This window comes from Paraflavisolibacter caeni, assembly GCF_025628885.1.
Lineage (GTDB): Bacteria > Bacteroidota > Bacteroidia > Chitinophagales > Chitinophagaceae > Flavisolibacter > Flavisolibacter caeni.
Genome location: NZ_JAOTIF010000002.1, coordinates 550412 through 567477, shown reverse-complemented (window position 1 = coordinate 567477; position 17066 = coordinate 550412). Strand labels below are relative to the sequence as shown.

13 protein-coding genes are annotated in these 17066 nt (G+C 43.6%); 8 read left to right on the top strand and 5 right to left on the bottom strand.

The annotated features are described in order from the left end of the window. Window positions 1-28: 28 nt before the first annotated feature. Window positions 29-1243, bottom strand: coding sequence for an ROK family protein (locus OCK74_RS06405; protein WP_279296183.1), 1215 nt, complete (start codon window positions 1241-1243; stop codon window positions 29-31). A gap of 272 nt (window positions 1244-1515) precedes the next feature. On the opposite strand from OCK74_RS06405, the gene OCK74_RS06400 reads away from it, so the two are divergent. From OCK74_RS06400 to OCK74_RS06385, 4 genes are all read left to right on the top strand, one after another. After that, the gene (locus tag OCK74_RS06400; RefSeq protein ID WP_279296182.1) at window positions 1516-2529 is read left to right on the top strand and encodes a tetratricopeptide repeat protein; all 1014 of its coding nucleotides are present in this window, start codon (window positions 1516-1518) and stop codon (window positions 2527-2529) included. A gap of 87 nt (window positions 2530-2616) precedes the next feature. After that, window positions 2617-3405 (top strand): hypothetical protein, encoded by a 789-nt coding sequence (locus OCK74_RS06395; RefSeq protein WP_279296181.1) that lies wholly within the window; start codon window positions 2617-2619, stop codon window positions 3403-3405. A 261-nt stretch (window positions 3406-3666) separates the two neighbouring features. Beyond that, complete coding sequence (locus OCK74_RS06390; protein WP_279296180.1) at window positions 3667-4989, top strand: aminopeptidase P family protein; 1323 nt, start codon at window positions 3667-3669, stop codon at window positions 4987-4989. 69 nt (window positions 4990-5058) lie between these two features. Beyond that, window positions 5059-5919 carry a CDP-alcohol phosphatidyltransferase family protein gene (locus tag OCK74_RS06385; RefSeq protein WP_279296179.1) on the top strand — a complete coding sequence of 287 codons (861 nt, stop codon included), beginning with the start codon at window positions 5059-5061 and terminating at the stop codon, window positions 5917-5919. A 6-nt stretch (window positions 5920-5925) separates the two neighbouring features. Here the strand turns inward: OCK74_RS06385 and OCK74_RS06380 are convergent, their stop codons facing one another. From OCK74_RS06380 to OCK74_RS06365, 4 genes are all read right to left on the bottom strand, one after another. Further along, on the bottom strand, window positions 5926-6705 hold the full coding sequence (locus OCK74_RS06380) for an enoyl-CoA hydratase/isomerase family protein (RefSeq protein WP_279296178.1): 780 nt from the start codon (window positions 6703-6705) through the stop codon (window positions 5926-5928). A gap of 121 nt (window positions 6706-6826) precedes the next feature. Continuing rightward, on the bottom strand, window positions 6827-8359 hold the full coding sequence (locus tag OCK74_RS06375; RefSeq protein WP_279296177.1) for an ArnT family glycosyltransferase: 1533 nt from the start codon (window positions 8357-8359) through the stop codon (window positions 6827-6829). Between the two features lie 136 nt (window positions 8360-8495). Then, window positions 8496-10028: a glutamate--tRNA ligase gene (gene gltX / locus OCK74_RS06370; RefSeq protein ID WP_279296176.1), complete on the bottom strand. Its 1533-nt coding sequence runs from the start codon at window positions 10026-10028 to the stop codon at window positions 8496-8498. A gap of 26 nt (window positions 10029-10054) precedes the next feature. Further along, window positions 10055-11809, bottom strand: coding sequence for a sodium:solute symporter (locus OCK74_RS06365; RefSeq protein WP_279296175.1), 1755 nt, complete (start codon window positions 11807-11809; stop codon window positions 10055-10057). 513 nt (window positions 11810-12322) lie between these two features. Between OCK74_RS06365 and OCK74_RS06360 the strand changes: the two genes are divergently transcribed. The 4 genes from OCK74_RS06360 to OCK74_RS06345 all read left to right on the top strand — a co-directional run bounded on the left by OCK74_RS06360 (window position 12323) and on the right by OCK74_RS06345 (window position 17061). Next, window positions 12323-12856, top strand: a complete 534-nt coding sequence (locus tag OCK74_RS06360) for a hypothetical protein (RefSeq protein WP_279296174.1) — start codon at window positions 12323-12325, stop codon at window positions 12854-12856. A 130-nt stretch (window positions 12857-12986) separates the two neighbouring features. After that, window positions 12987-13841, top strand: coding sequence for a sulfide/dihydroorotate dehydrogenase-like FAD/NAD-binding protein (locus OCK74_RS06355; protein ID WP_279296173.1), 855 nt, complete (start codon window positions 12987-12989; stop codon window positions 13839-13841). Beyond that, on the top strand, window positions 13838-15331 hold the full coding sequence (gene gltA, locus OCK74_RS06350) for an NADPH-dependent glutamate synthase (protein ID WP_279296172.1): 1494 nt from the start codon (window positions 13838-13840) through the stop codon (window positions 15329-15331). The genes OCK74_RS06355 and gltA overlap by 4 nt, the downstream gene beginning before the upstream one ends. A 71-nt stretch (window positions 15332-15402) precedes the next feature. Next, a complete protein-coding gene (locus OCK74_RS06345) occupies window positions 15403-17061 on the top strand; it encodes an AMP-binding protein (RefSeq protein ID WP_279296171.1) in 1659 nt (552 codons plus the stop codon). Window positions 17062-17066 lie beyond the last annotated feature (5 nt).

Here is a 17066-nt window from a genome sequence, read left to right as displayed (position 1 = left end):
GACAACTAATACTTAATTAGACAGCTATTTAAATGGATTGCTGCTCCATTAAACGTTTTTGCTCAAATGGTTCTTTTTCAAAATAATCCATTACCAAAGAAGCGGCTCCTATCAGCTCTGCCCGATAGCCAAGTGTAGAGAACTCAATGCTTGTATTGTCAGCGAGCCTGGGGATACAATGCTCGTTAAGCGCCTGTTGTATTGGAGCTAACCATATTTTGCCGGCGCCAGCGCCTCTTCCACTCAATACAACAACTTCAGGATTCATAAGGTGTATCAATATAGCTACACCCCGGCCAATGTTATAGCCAGCCTCGGAAAATAATTCAATAGCATACTGATCGCCCTCGCGGGCGGCGGCAATGATGGATTCACTTGCTTGCTCGAAGTGTTCCAGGAGTGAGGGTTTTAGCCTGGACAAACGCCCTTGTTTTAGGCCTTCTATCGCCTTTTGGATAACCACTAGCATGGAGGCTTCTGTTTCCAAACATCCCCTTTTTCCACAACTGCACAATTTTCCATTCGAAAAGATGGGAATATGGCTGAACTCTCCTGCAAATCCATTATGACCTCTGAATAACTCGCCATTGAGCACCATACCCAAACCAATACCCCAGCCTAAGTTGATAACCATAGCATTACTTCGTTCCCTGGCCGCACCAAAGCGCAGCTCAGCCAGGGCAATCAGACTCGAATCATTGTCGATAAAAACCGGCAGGTTCACTGCATTTGATATATAGCTAGTAATGCTGGAGCCTGGTGCTTGCAGAAAAGAATAATTGACACCCTTACGCACATCAACAAAACCGGGCATTCCAATACCAATACCTGCTATTTTATCTTTTGGAATTCCTGATTGGTCAATTACCTGAGCAATCATCACCGTTAAATCAGAAAGGGCATCTTTATTTCCAGGAAGGGGAAGTTCAAATCTTTTTTCCCTTTCAACCTCATTATTAAGTGTATTAAGAATGGCAATCCGTGTAACAAATTGGTCCATTGCTACAGCAACAATATACAGGAGACCAGGGTTTAGTGAATACGTTGCAGGCCGGCGCCCACCTGTTGAAGGAGCATGTCCTTTTTCTATAACCTGCCCTTCTTCTATGAGGTCATTGAGTATTTTGGTAGTGACCGGAAGACTTTTCTTTATTCTCCCACTCAATTCTGTGCAGGAAAGAACAGAATTAAAGTAGAGGTGTTTAATAATCTTCTTTTTATATAGCAGGGTTTTATCAGGCATATTACCTCCTAATACCAGCAATCGAGAATGAAAAGTTAAAACTTTTCTAAATTATTTCAAAAAGTTTTTATTCTTACTGCAAAACTTTAAATAAGCTTTGCAGTATCCATTATTTCCTGACACCCTATTGTATTTCACCCTTATTCACTAAAAAGATTTACCAAGGTAAGTGGCTAAACAATATGTTATTTTCCCAAAGAGACGTTAAATGGCGTCTCTTTTGCTTTTACTTTGCCGCGAGAGAAAAACGAATTACTCAAACCATATTACAGATGAAAAGAATTGTTTCGCTCACCGTAGCCCTGGTTATTTTTTATTCTCAAATATTTGCTCAAGGCCAGCAACAAGAGCAAAACCTACAAGAAACCGCCCGCAGTTTTATGCGTTCAGGAGATTTTGACAATGCAATCCTGGTTTTAAACCGGGCATTGCAAGCAGATACCAAAAACCTGGACCTGCAAAAAGACCTGGTATTAGCCTATTATTATAAAAGAGATTATGTAAGAGCCAAGGCTGGTGTGGAAGCTTTGCTTGCAAACGAGAACGCTGATGTAGTATCATACCAATTAGCAGGTAACGTATACAAAGCTTTGGAAGAAGCGAAAGAAGCAGAAAAAATGTATAAGAAGGCATTAAAGAAGTACCCTAAAAGCGGTGCTCTCTATAGTGAATACGGAGAGTTGCTCTGGGCCCAGAAGGAATTTTCTGCTATTGACCAATGGAAAAAAGGTATTGAGACGGACCCTTCCTATGCCGGTAACTACTACAATGCAGCCCTTTATTATTACCATACAAAAGATAAAGTTTGGGCAATTGTTTATGGCGAGATCTTCGTAAATATGGAAAGCCTTACTGAGAGAGGATCTGCCATGAAAAAATTATTACTGGACAGCTATAAGGAAAAGTTGTTTGCTGATGTGGACATGATGAAGGACCAGGACAGCAAAAACAATTTCACCAAGGCCTTCCTGCAAGCAATGAGCAAACAGGCATCATTAACCAATAAAGGACTCAATACAGAGGTGCTCACAATGATCCGCACACGGTTTATCCTTGACTGGTTTGCTAACTATGCCAGCAAATTTCCTTTTAAGCTATTCGATTACCAGCAGCAGTTGATTCGTGAGGGCATGTTTGATGCCTACAACCAATGGCTGTTTGGCACGGTAGAAAACCTGCCTGCTTACGAAAACTGGACAAAAACACATAACGAAGAATATACGAGCTTTTCAACCTTTCAAAAGGGCAGGGTGTTTAAGATGCCGGCGGGGCAGTTTTATCAGTGATGAGTGGTGAGTTCGGTGGGGGCATAATAAATTAATCTTTGTAAATTACAATTCCATGCCCAGCAGGCTGAACCAAAACCCTAACTTATGCCACTCGCATTCACTTTGGACTTAAAAAGAGAATACCAGCATCTTTTTGACCATTGCGATATTCCTGATGAAAAATATAGTGTTGTAGACAATTGTGTAAGAAAGATCGTAGCTTCCAAACCCCGTTATGAAGCTGTTTCCACGCAAACAGGCATCCCATGGTATTTTATTGGCATTATACATATGATGGAATGCAGCGGTGATTTTACCTGTCACCTGCACAATGGCGATCCCCTGACTGCCCGTACGGTGCATGTGCCCAAGAATTGTCCAGCTAATGGCAACCCTCCTTTTACATGGGAAGACAGTGCCATTGATGCCTTGAAAATGAAATCACTTGATCAATGGACTGACTGGTCTGTACCAGGCATTCTTTTCCAGTTTGAACGCTATAATGGCTTTGGATACCGCTCTAAAAACATCAAATCACCTTATTTGTGGAGCTTTTCTTCCCACTATAAAAAGGGCAAGTTTACGTCGGATGGGTTCTTTGATCCGAATGCTGTTTCAAGGCAAATCGGGGCCGCAGTGCTTTTGCGCAGAATGAGTGAGCAACAGATTGCAGTTGCGGGAGAAGTTGATACGATTACCCGCATTCGACAGACAGGAGAACAAGTTGTTTTTGATCCTGTAGTTTATGATCCTTTGGCCAAAGAATTACAGCAGTTACTGAACATTGCCGGGATTCACTTACGTACAGATGGCAAAGCAGGGCGGCTGACTTCAGACGCTTATCACAGGATAATGGGGAGGTATTTGAGGGGAGACAGGAGAGCGGATGAGTGATGATAGATGGTAGAAGGGGATATTGAAGGTTGGAGAGTTTGAAGTTTGAAGTTTGGGGGGTGGGGTTGGAGAGCGGGAAAGTGTTTACAATTTATTCATCTGCTGGTAATGTATAGGTAAAATTTAGTTTGTTATTTTAATTCCTAGTTGCAAGTTTTTTATATTAACACAACGCCAGTTTCCACTGGTGTTTTTTTTTGTGGCTAAGCAACCAGAAATCGGTTATTTTGCTCTCATTCGGAAATAACCAATTCATCAGACATGAAAAATCTTCCTTTAAACCCACAAATATTCATCACGAACAGGCAACGCTTTGTAGAAAGAATGAAGCCCAACTCAATTGCCATTTTTGTAAGCAACGATGAAGTACCCTCTAACGGAGATGCTCTTTATCCCTTTCAACAAAACAGCGACCTGTACTGGTTGAGCGGTATTGTTCAGGAAGATACGATGGTGGTCCTTTTCCCAGATAACCCAGACCCTAAATACCGGGAAGTGCTGGTGCTGGTACGTCCCAACGAAATGAAGGAAAAATGGGATGGCAAGAGATTGCGCAAAGAAGAAGCTACTGCCATCAATGGCATGGAGCAAATCGTATGGCTTGACAGCCTTGATCCTTTATTGCAGCAATGGATACACTTAGCCGATTCTATTTACCTGGACACCAATGAGAACGACCGAAAAGGAAGCTTACTGCGCACCAGAGACTACCGATTTGTAGATGAAATGAAGGCCCGCTTCCCTTTGCACCAATATGAAAGGGCGGCTAAACTGATGAAGGAATTGCGTGGTGTTAAAACGGCCTATGAAATTGAAGTTGTCAAAAAAGCCATTGAAATCACGGGGAAAGCTTTTGAGCGTGTAATGAAGTTTGTAAAGCCAGGGGTAATGGAATACGAGATCGAAGCAGAGATCATCCATTCTTTCTTAAGCCAGCGGGCAGAAGGGCAAGCGTATGGCAGTATTGTTGCGAGCGGAGACAGGGCCAGGACACTGCACTATGTTTCGAATAACCAAGAGTGCAAGGATGGTGAACTTATTTTGATGGACTTTGGCGCTAACTATGGTGGTTATGCGGCAGATTTAACACGAACTATTCCTGTAAACGGGAAGTTCACTGAACGCCAGAAGGAAGTGTACAATGCCTGCCTGCACCTGCACAACTTTGCCAAAAGTATATTGAAGCCAGGGATTTCGATCTTGGATTATACAGAAAAGGTAGGTGAAGAAGCTACCCAGCAGTTTTTAAAGCTTGGCTTGCTGAAAGAAGAAGAAGTACTGAATGAAGATCCTATTAACAGGGCCTATCGTAAATACCTGTATCACGGGATTTCACATCACCTGGGCCTAGACGTGCACGATTTAGGAACCCGCACAGAATCTATTAAACCCGGAATGTTGTTTACGATAGAACCCGGAATTTATATTGAAGAAGAAGGCATGGGCATCCGTATCGAAAATAATGTATGGATCACTGAAGATGGGAATATTGATCTATTCAGGGGGATTCCGATTACCGTGGAAGAAATTGAAGCGGCGATGGAAAGCCAGGCTGTACCATCTACAACACCCCAGTCCGCCTAAGGCGGAGAGCATCAGCGCTGCCAAGCCAGCTATATGAAAACTTTCAACGTTAGAACAATTGAATCATAAATGACTAAGAACAATCCTAATAGCTATATGCAAGGGCCTTCTTCTTTTGGAAGCATAGGCTTGATCGGTAATATCCCCAACCTATTTACGGTACTTAACCTGATCTTTGGCTGCATTGCAATTGTTTTCATTTTACAAACGGGAGAAACCATTGTAGTGATGGATAACCTTGGCGCCACACAGGTGTTTCTGCCTGAGCGTATCTGGTGGGGCTCGCTGTTCATTTTTGGTGCGGCTATCATTGACTTCCTGGATGGTTTCCTGGCAAGGGCTATGAAAGCTACTTCCGAAATGGGCAAGCAGCTTGACTCACTTAGTGATGTTGTGAGCTTTGGCGTAGCTCCCGGCATGATCCTGTACCAGTTGCTGCGCATCAGCTATGCACAACAGGAATACGGCCTGGATGTTTCTTTTATGGCATTGGTACCGGCATTTATATTTTCCGGTGCTGTGGCCTGGAGACTGGCTAAGTTTAATATTGCAACCAATCAAACTTATAACTTCAGGGGTGTCCCTTCGCCAGCAGCCGGTTTGGTAGTAGCATCTTTTCCACTGATCATTCTGCATGAATACTTTGGTTTGCATACATTATTTATCAATGAATGGGTGTTGTATGGGATTATCATTGTGCTTTCGTATCTGATGGTGTGTGACCGTTCGTTTATGGCACTTAAGTTCAAGGATTACTCTGTTCAGAATAACCTTACCAAATACATCCTTGTGGTAGCGGCCATAATTTGTGCACTATTTTTAAAGTGGCTGGCAGTACCTGTGATCTTTATACTGTATTGTATTCTTTCCATATTTACTAAAGAGCCGCACCGCCTGGAACAGCAGGAGACAAAGGATATCCTAGATTAGAGGAAATTATTTTCCTTTAAAGACAGGTTTCCTTTTCTCCAGGAATGCGGAGGTACCCTCTTTCATATCTTCGGTATTGAAACATTCGCCAAAGGCTTCAACTTCTACGTTGTAACCATTGCGGCTTTGGTCGAAAACGGCATTGGCTGCAGTAATGATACGGCTCAGGGCTAGCGGCGCTTTGGTAGTAATTAAACTCAATATGCTTTTCGCTTTATCGAGCAGTTCTTCGCTATTAAATACATGATTCACAAGACCATACTGCAAGGCGGTAGTGGCACCGATCATATTGCCGGTCATGAGCATTTCAAAGGCTCTTCCTTTGCCTATCAATTGTACTAAACGCTGTGTACCACCATAACCGGGCATAATACCCAGGTTAATTTCTGGCTGGCCAAACTTAGCTGCGTCACTGGCAATGCGGAAGTGGCAGGCCATGGCCAGTTCGCAGCCACCGCCCAAAGCAAAGCCGTTCACTGCAGCCATAATGGGCTTGCTACAGTTTTCTATACGGAAGAAGATATTCTGACCAGTACGGGCCAGCTCCATCCCTTCAGCACTGCTTAAGCCCACGAATTCGCTAATGTCTGCTCCAGCGACAAAACTTTTAGGACCGGCACCGGTAATGATAGCAGCTTTTGCTTCGGGGTTGCTTTCGAATTCTGTTATGGCCGATTCCAGCTCAGACATCACTGTCTTATTCAAAGCATTCAGTTTATCTGGCCGGTTGATGGTAATGGTAAGAATATGATTTTCTAAAGAAGTAAGGAGTGTTGAATAATTCATTTTTGTTTGTTTACTGTTATTTTAATTCAGCGGAATTCATAACCTTTTGAAAACGGCGCAAAGATGAATACCAAGTCAGGTAAAAAAAGATGATTTTGATTACCGCTTGCTTAAAGATAACTCATTGGCCAAATTCGGCTTTCACTTCTTTTATCCCCGTATTAGCCAGCTGCCTTGCACTATCAGATGCGTTTTGGAAAAAGATAACCTTATCGCCGTATTGGCGAGACAAGTGATTGCTGACAGAGTCGATGATGGTTACTCTTTGGAAATGCTGAAATACGGCATCTTTATTACCTGGCATGTTATGACCAATGAAGAGCAGGTGTTTGAATTGAAGGTGATCGGGAATCCACAACAGAAAGGTTCCATTGTCGCAGATGACTTTGCGTTTAAAATCAGGATCGGAGGCATAATACTTTAAAGCGCCAGCCTGACCATAGTTGCGGCAATACACAATGGTATTTCTCCTGGCTGTGTCGGGCAATGAATGAAAAAAGGTCTCAGCTTTACCGGCCAATTCTCTCCAGCCGATCATATCGGCAAAGTCCTGTTGTAAAGGATGATTTTGCAGGTCTTCCCACTTCAAAAGCCCCAACTGATCCAGTTTGAACTTCTTGTTAGAGACCGCCATTTTTTGTGGTGGCTGCATGGGCAGCAATACCGGGATGAACGGAATAGATAAAAATAAGATCAAGGCTACAGCGAACCAACGCAACCAGATTCTTTCCATGCTGATTCTTTGTAGCCACACCCCTCCTGCCGCCAGCAGCATTGGATAAGCACCCAAGGTGTAATATGCTTTACCGCTGCCCAGCATGATCAGCAGAACTGTGAACAGGTAGATGATAGCTATGATCCTGTATTTATGTTGGAACAGCAGCCATACCAACCCACCCAGCCAGACGAATACTACGGGAAACAATAGCAAGAACTGGTCTTTGATAAAATCTGATTTATTGATGTATTGCAATTGTGTCGCTCTCAGTTCTTCCATATGGTGCAGCAGAGGCCAGTTATGCATGTATTGCCAGATAACATTAGGAAGGATCAAAACAATGCCAAGCAACGAAGCCAGCCAGAAATGCTTTTTGAGGAATAACTTATTGTATGGAGAAAGGAGTAGAGAAATCAGAATGGCAATGATGAAAAACAAGACTGAGTATTTACTCCACCAGCCTAGGACCAGCGCCATGCTGAGCAGGTAAATATATTTATTTTGATGGGTATTGATATAGCGGAGCAGGAAATAACCAGCCAGTGTCCAGGAAAAGATCTCTAAAGCATTAGGTTGAAAGAGGAAATGGATACGCATGTAGGCAGTAAACATAATACCCAGGGCAGCTATGATGCAAGCAAACAACTTGCCACCCAACTCCCTTGCAACGCCGGCCGTGACGATGATGGTCATTGCGCCTATCAGTACAGGCCAGAACTTGATCCAGAAGAAGGAACCTCCCAAGAGCGATGAAATTGAAGCCATAAAGCCAATAAGGGGCGGATTTTCCAGGAAGCCAAAGTCGAGGTGGCGGCCTTGTTCAAAATACAGGTATTCATCCCTGTGGAGTTCGTATACGGGATGTTGCAATAAAAAAGGCAGCACCAGTTTCAGTGCTGCCAAGGATGCGATTATTAACCAGTCCTTTTTATTCATAGTGAACTTGTAATGAGGATTATTGATTACTGATTATTCATCGTTGGTTCAAAAAGGAAATGAAAGCTCCCTTCAAGGCCAGATCATCAATAACTGAGCTACAGACAATGAACAAAATAGATTGCTCAAAGACGTATTACACAGCCTCCCTAATCATATTGAGGCCGGAGTGAATACGGCCAATGGCCTCTTCTTTGCCCAACACCTGTACGATGTCGAAGACGGGAGGACCAAATTTGCCACCCACTAACATGATGCGTAAAGGTAGCTGTAGTTCGCCGGGTTTAATAGAAGCCTGTTCTGCCAATTGCTTGAACAACGCCTCAATTGAAGCAGCACTCCAATCACTCAGGCTAGACAAGGCTTTAGCAAAGGAGAAAAAGAATCCTTCCTTGGTATCATTCCATTTGGATTTGATAGGCGTCGTATCCAGTTCAGCAGGCGCTTTGAAAAAGAAGTAGCTGTGTTCCCAGAAATCTGAAAGCAAGGTGCACCTGTCTTTCACCAGGTTGAGCACTTTTTCCAAATAGCTTTCAACGCCAGGGTGCCAGCCTTTTTCAACAAAGATCTTTTTGACCTCACCTTCATAATGTTTTACATCCAGCTTTTTGATCCATTCGTGGTTGAACCATTTGGCTTTCTCGTAATCGAACTTAGCGCCGCCTTTGTGTACTTTCTCGATAGCGAATTTTTGCACCAGTTCTTCTAAAGAAAACACTTCCTGGTCGGTACCATCATTCCAGCCCAGCATCGCCAGCATGTTGATAAAAGCTTCGGGTAGGAATCCTCTTTCGCGGAAGCCCTCAGTGAGTTCGCCGGTTTTGGCATCGGTCCAGTTGGCCGCAAAGACAGGGAAGCCATATTTGGCACCATCGCGTTTGCTCAGCTTACCATTAGGTCCGAGGATCAGCGGCAGGTGTGCCCATTGCGGCATGGCATCCTCGCCAAAGAGGTAGCGCCACAACAACACATGAACGGGAGCACTGGGCAGCCATTCCTCGCCACGGAAGGCATGGGATATCTGCATCAAGTAATCATCCACAACCACTGCCAGGTGATAGGTAGGCATACCATCCGCTTTCAGCAATACTTTATCATCCACCACAGAAGTATCGAATGTCACTTCGCCCCGGATGAGGTCGGTGAAAGAAAGGGTTTCATTCTCGGGCATTTTGATACGAATGACATGGCGTGTACCGGCAGCCAGGAGATCAGCGGTTTCCTGCTCTGATAACACCAATGAATTGCGCATTTGCATGCGTACTGTGCGATCGTACTGAGGACTAGGATTTTCGTTTGTACGTAAGCGTGCCCGCATAGCGTCCAGCTCTTCTGCGGTATCGAATGCGTAGTAAGCATAGCCTTTCTGCACCAGCTCTTCTGCATATTTCCTATACATTTCTTTCCTTTCGCTTTGGCGGTAAGGAGCAAAGTTGCCTCCGTGCTTCGGGCTTTCATCCGGGTGAAGACCACACCACTCGAGGGTTTGGTATATATATTCTTCGGCTCCGGGAACATAACGGGTTTGGTCAGTGTCTTCAATGCGCAGAATGAAGTCGCCGCCATGATGTTTGGCAAATAAATAATTGTACAGCACGGTGCGTACACCGCCTATATGCAAACCACCTGTAGGGCTTGGTGCAAAACGAACTCTAACTTTCTTTTCCATAACGGGACAAAAGTACGAAGGTATACTTACCCAGTAAAATACACATAGATGGCAATGATCATTGCAACCATCAATACCGACAACACAACATCTCTTACATCCCAGCTTGCCCTGGTTTCCATTTTGTCTTCCGATGTAAGGGTTGAGAATGTAAGACCGCTGATCTTTGCGTAATCAGGTGGTCTTGTTGCATAGCTGACAATAATAAATACAAGCATACAAACCAGGGTGATCAGGAGGCTATAGTACTGAAAGAAAATATTATTTACAATCCATAAGAAAGAGCCTTCTGTATAGCTTGTTCCCATTAGTTTGACAGGCGTATCTACAGCGAGACGGAAAAGGCCTATCGCAAAACCGGTGATTAATGTAGCAAGGCATCCAGGGCCATTTAGCCGTTTCATAAAAATGCCAAAGAAGAAAACGACGAATATAGGTGGCGCCAGGTAAGCTTGTATTCCCTGGAGATAATCATAGAGACCTCGTCCTCCCTGTATCACGGGTATCCACAAAAGACCAATAATTACCATAACCACAGTAGCAACTCGTCCCACCCATACCAATTGAGCTTGGGAGGCACCTGGTTTGAAACGAGAATAAAAGTCCATTGTGAAGAGAGAAGATGAAGCATTGAATACACCTGCCAATGCACTCATTAATGCTGCGAGTAATCCTGCTACCACTATTCCTCTCACACCAACAGGAAGCACATGCATTACGAGCAATGGGAATGCAGCCTGTGCCCTGTCCCTGATCAGGTTTCCCTGTGCATCAAATAATTCCTGGTGCATGGAAGGATTCAGCCCACTTTTTGCCAAAGCAAAACAAATCATACCGGGAATAATGAATAAGAATACCGGTGTGAGTTTTAAAAATCCGGCAAAGATAGAACCACGCCTTGCCTCCTTTGTATCGGGCGCACCCAACACACGCTGTACAATATACTGGTCGGTACACCAATACCAAAGGCCGATGATGGGTGCACAAAGCAACATACCCGGCCAGGGGTATTTATCATTGAAATACCAGGCTGCCCTTCCGGCTTCTTTTACCGGAGCCCATGTACTTTCGATACCTTCCGGGACAACAGGTTTCCATAAATTGAACATTTCGCTACCGCAGATCTCACGCAATTGATCCCAACCGCCTAGCGCTTTCAATCCAAAATAAGTGACGAGTAGAGCCCCGATGATCTTTACAAAAGTTTGAAGTGTCTCTGTATAGGCCACGGCTCTTAATCCACCAACAATTGTATAGATACCTGTCAAAACTATTAATAAGATTGAGCCTATCCAGAAAGTATCCATCCCTAAAATATGTACTTCCGGCAACAAGGCTCTGAATACAATACCGCCCGCGTAAATACCTACCGCAATTTTCGTCAATATATAAGCAATGAGGGAGATAACGGAGAGCACTGTCCGCGCATGGGGAGAGAATCTTCTTTCGAGGAACTCAGGCATGGTGAACACTTTTGAACGCATATAGAATGGCGCCATCATCCAACCCAACACCAATAAACACCATGCATGCAATTCATAATGTGCAAGAGCCACCCCATCCGTTGCTCCTGAGCCAGCAAGACCCACTAAATGTTCAGAGCCTATATTAGAAGCAAAAATGGACGCTCCAATAATAAACCATCCGAGATGCCGGCCTGCCAAAAAATAATCTTCTGCAGAATCTTTCTTTTTCTTTTTTACAGCCCACCAGGAAATGCCTGCGATAACTCCGAAATAAAGTAGAATGATTATCCAGTCAAGCGTGGTTAGATAGTTCATGGCAATTTATTTGTTTGGAGCAACCATTAAAGAGATCTTTCAAAGTTAGTTTTACTTCTTGATTTTTTTACTATGCTACAAGTAACCTGATTTAAACTATAAGAACCTTAAAGGTGAAGATTTCATCACCTATCGGGTCCTAAAGCTGAATAACAACGTGTCAATTTTAGGATGTTTCATATTGGAAAAGTTCTTGAATAACAAAAGAAATAAAGATCACTTCGCAAATGGGATATGCGTGTCTGTTAGAAATATTATATATGTCATGACTTTTTTTGAGAAATTGTGCGATATTAGCGCCACTGAATACTCACAACCGAAACTATGAATACTAAGAAAACAAAGTCCTTTCTTTATTTGGCCGCAGCCATTTTTCCTTCTTCAGAGGTGTTCCCTTTCATTGCTGATTTCAATGATCATGATTGTTCAATGCAATAAGATTAAGTTTCTGATTCAATAAGCGATAACAGTTTCATTTTTAGATTCATAACATTGTTGAACCAAATAGATATTATGGGGAAACACCCTAATAAAGTACAAAAGCAAATTAGCTTTATTAAAGCAAATGGACGCTTTCAACTGGATATAATGGATATTCTTTTCCTGTTGTTTCTATTATTTGGATTTATTGTTGCGGGAATAGGGTTCTATAAGGTATATCAGCAAGGACATGTATCATTTTCGACCCTCTTTATTATTGAGGCGATACTTTTATTTAGCACATTATTTATACCGTTTAAGTATATCAATACTTTTTCTTTCCAAGTCATACATACGCGACTTCCTTTTGAAGCAAATAAAGACAGAATTATATCTTATTTAAGACGGAAAGGTTTAGAAGTCATTTATTCGCCTGCTGATGATTCTATACTGATGGCACATATGATTTCCCTGGGATTTACCAGCAGGCTGATGGAAATGACAGTCATTTGCCTGGATCATAAAATACTGTTGAATATCCGCTCTGCTTATGGAAAGGACATTTGGAACTTTCAAAAAGATAACCGGCTATACAAGAGGGAAATAGAGGAATTTATCCAACATTAGGAGGATTGCCAATGATTGAAAGAAGGACGCAAAAGGATGGCAGACTGATTATGGTCTATTAGTTGCAAAACATTCGTCATGTTTCCTCTCCCCTCCTATTGGTATTATTGCCATTAAACTCAAACTCGAAATGAGCAGGATCCTGTTTAAGCAACAGTTTACAGAGGACGTCTTCCTGATGCGACTGCATGCCCCACTGATCGCCGAAGAACGGCAAGCCGGACAATTTATCATTTTACAGACTGATGATGATTTTGGTGAGCGTATACCCCTCACCATAGCAGATGCCGATACAAAAGAAGGTTCCATCACTATTATATTTCAAGTGGTTGGTAAAACAACCAAGCAGCTTTCTACCTTTTCTGTAGATGATGAACTGCCAGCACTGGTTGGTCCTTTAGGAACGCCTACACACATTGAAAACTTTGGCAGAGTAGTATGTGTGGGAGGCGGTATTGGCGTAGCGCCCCTGCATCCAATTGCTCAAGCTTTGAAGAAAGCCGGCAATCATGTGACCATTATTACTGGTGCCAGGACAAAAGACCTGCTCATCCTGGAAAATGAAATGAAGGCCATTGCTGATGAATTTATTGTTTGTACGGACGATGGATCATATGGCCGGAAAGCGTTGGTGACAGCACCATTGAAAGAATTGTGCGAACAGACACCAAAGCCGGATATGGTGATTTCAATTGGCCCTCCAGTGATGATGAAGTTTTGTTCGGAGACTACGCGGCCTTACCAGGTTTTCACACAAGTATCCTTGAACACCATTATGGTAGATGGAACAGGCATGTGTGGTGGATGCCGGGTGAATGTAGGCAAAGAAGTGAAGTTTGTATGTGTGGACGGACCAGAGTTTGACGGGCATCTTGTAGACTTTGACAACATGATCAACCGTTTGAATTCCTATAAAGACATTGAAAGACATCACTACAAATGTTTTGTTGAAAATGCATTTAAAGAACAGGAGGTAGAGGCATGAGCTACATACAACCCGAACAATTAGCAGAACAGGCAAGGAGTTTACTGGATGAATACCTTCCGAAAGTTTCCTCCCTGAAAGTGAAGGAGAGGCAGAAGATACCTGCACAGGAAATGCCTACACAGGATCCTATAGTACGGTCGGCGAACATGGAAGAAGTAGCCTTAGGCTACAGTTTTGAACAGGCGCAGCTGGAAGCTATCCGCTGCCTTCAATGCCCCAAGCAAAACTGTATAGAAGGTTGTCCGGTTAAAATTGATATCCCCCGTTTTATACATCATATAGCCCAGGGAGAAATGGAGCAAGCCATTGCTGTATTGAAAGAGACCACACTCCTACCGGCGGTTTGTGGACGTGTATGTCCTCAGGAGAAACAATGCCAATTACATTGCACTCTTGGAAAGGCATTAAAAGATGTTGACAAATCTGTTGCCATAGGCAGGCTTGAACGCTTTGTTGCTGATTGGGAAAGGATCAATGGTAAAACTGTGATACCCGCTGTGAAGCCAGCCACAGGAAAAAAGGTGGCGGTTGTAGGTAGTGGTCCTGCGGGACTGGTAGTTGCTGCAGACTGCCGCAGAGAAGGGCACCATGTGACCATCTTTGAGGCATTCCACAAATTGGGTGGGGTATTGCGTTATGGCATTCCTGAATTCCGCTTGCCTAATGATATTATTGATAATGAGATCGAGACACTTAAGGCAATGGGTGTGGAGATCAAGACCAACTTTGTTGTAGGCCGTACGCGTAAACTGATAGACCTGATCGAGAAAGATGGTTATGATGCTGTGTTTGTAGGAACCGGCGCTGGTCTGCCAATATTTATGGGTATTGAGGGTGAAAACCTGGTGGGCGTATTTTCTGCCAATGAATACCTTACCAGAGCCAACCTGATGAAGGCTTTTGAGAAGAGGGCGGATACCCCTATCTACCCTTCCAGGAAGGTGATGGTATTGGGAGGAGGGAATGTGGCTATGGATGCTTCGCGGATGGCGAAGCGGCTGGGAGCAGGAACGGTGTATGTAGTATATCGCAGGACAGAAAATGAAATGCCTGCCCGTAAGGAGGAGGTACTGCATGCAAAGGAAGAAGGTGTTGAGTTCCTGTTTTTGCAAAATGCCAGAAGAGTAGTCGGCGACTCGCAGGGACGTGTGATTGGCGTTGAGTGTGTGCGCTATGAATTGGGAGAGCCTGATGCTTCTGGAAGAAGAGCGCCTGTGTTGATTCCTAATAGTGAATTTGTAATGGAAGTGGATACGGTGATTGTTGCTGTGGGGAATGGGAGTAACCCGTTGATCAGCCAGACTACACCACAGTTGGCTGTGAATAAAAGAGGCAATATCCTTGTTGATGAAACGCAAAAGACTTCGGTGGATAAGATTTTTGCAGGTGGTGATATTGTGTTGGGCGCGGCGACAGTGATATTGGCGATGGGTGAAGGAAGGAGGAGTGCGGAGGGGATTAATAGGATGTTGGCGGAGGGGGAGTAAGGATAATGGAACAATATCTTACCGAGCGCAAAAGCGTCTTACAAACAAGTTTAAATAGTGAAGGCCATTATATGTGGCCAAAAGAAACCCTGATCGATGACACCTTTGCTGATGTTCTAGACAGGGTATGCAAGGAATTCCCGGACCAATATGCATTCCGCTATACAGACCTGGATTATACCCGCACCTATACCGAGTTTAGAAAAGATGTTGACCGGTTTGCCCGAGGACTTATTGCAATAGGCGTAAATAAAGGTGATCATGTAGCCATTTGGGCAACCAATGTTCCAGCCTGGTTTATTACTTTCTGGGCGACAACAAAAATTGGTGCAGTACTTGTGACAATGAATACCGCTTATAAAATTCATGAAGCGGAATACCTGCTTCGCCAATCTGATACGCACACACTGGTTATGATTGACGGGTTCAAGGACTCAGATTATGTCAAAATAATTAATGAAATCTGTCCTGAACTTCAAACAAGCCATCCTGGGGAATTGAATGCAAAAAGATTGCCCCGATTGAAAAATATCATTACAGTTGATAGCAAACAACCGGGCTGCTTTACCTGGGATGAAGTAGTTTCATTTGGATACAAAGTTCAATTGTCGGAGGTTGAAGCACGCCGCCGCACGATTGACAAACACGATGTTGCCAATATGCAGTACACATCTGGTACCACAGGCTTTCCTAAAGGTGTTATGCTAACTCATTACAATGTTGTCAACAATGGTAAAGCCATTGGCGACTGCATGGATTTGTCAACTGCTGACCGCCTGCTGATACAAGTACCTATGTTTCATTGCTTTGGAATGGTGCTGGCTATGATGGCCTCCATGACCCATGGAACTACCATGTCGCCTATTACTTCATTTTCGCCTACAAAGTCGCTTGCCTGCATCAACAAAGAGAAAATAACGGCATTGCATGGAGTGCCTACCATGTTTATCACGCTTTTGGAGCATCCTGATTTTGCAAGAACAGACTTTTCCTACATGCGCACTGGCATTATGGCTGGCAGTCCTTGCCCGGTTAAGGTGATGCAGGATGTTTTGGACAAAATGAACATGGAGCAGATCTGCATTACTTATGGACAGACCGAATCATCGCCTGCTATTACTATGAGCAAAATAACTGATTCGATTGAGGTTCGGGTGAATACAGTAGGCAGCAAGATCTTCGGTGTTGATTGTAAGGTAGTTGACCCGGAGACCAACCAGGATTTAGCAGACAATACGGACGGTGAACTGGTAGCAAAAGGGTATAACATCATGAAGGGCTATTACAAAATGCCGGAAGCAACAGCTGCCGCAATAGATTGTGAAGGATGGCTTCATACAGGAGATCTGGCCCGGCGATTGCCGGATGGTAATTTTAAGATCACGGGACGTATTAAAGACATGATCATCCGTGGCGGTGAAAATATTTATCCAAAAGAAATAGAAGATTTTATTTACACGCATGAGAAAGTGTCTGATGTCCAGGTTATTGGAGTACCGGATAAACAATATGGCGAAGAGATCATGGCTTGCATTATTTTAAAGGAAGGTGTTACCGCCAGTGAGGAGGAGATCAAGGAGTATGTAAGATTGCATATGGCCAGGCATAAGGTGCCAAGGTATGTTGATTTTGTCACCTCATTTCCGATGAACGCTGCTGGCAAGATCATGAAGTATAAGATGCGTGAAGCTGCTCAAGAGAAGCAAGAATCTTCTCAATGTTCTGTATAGGCACT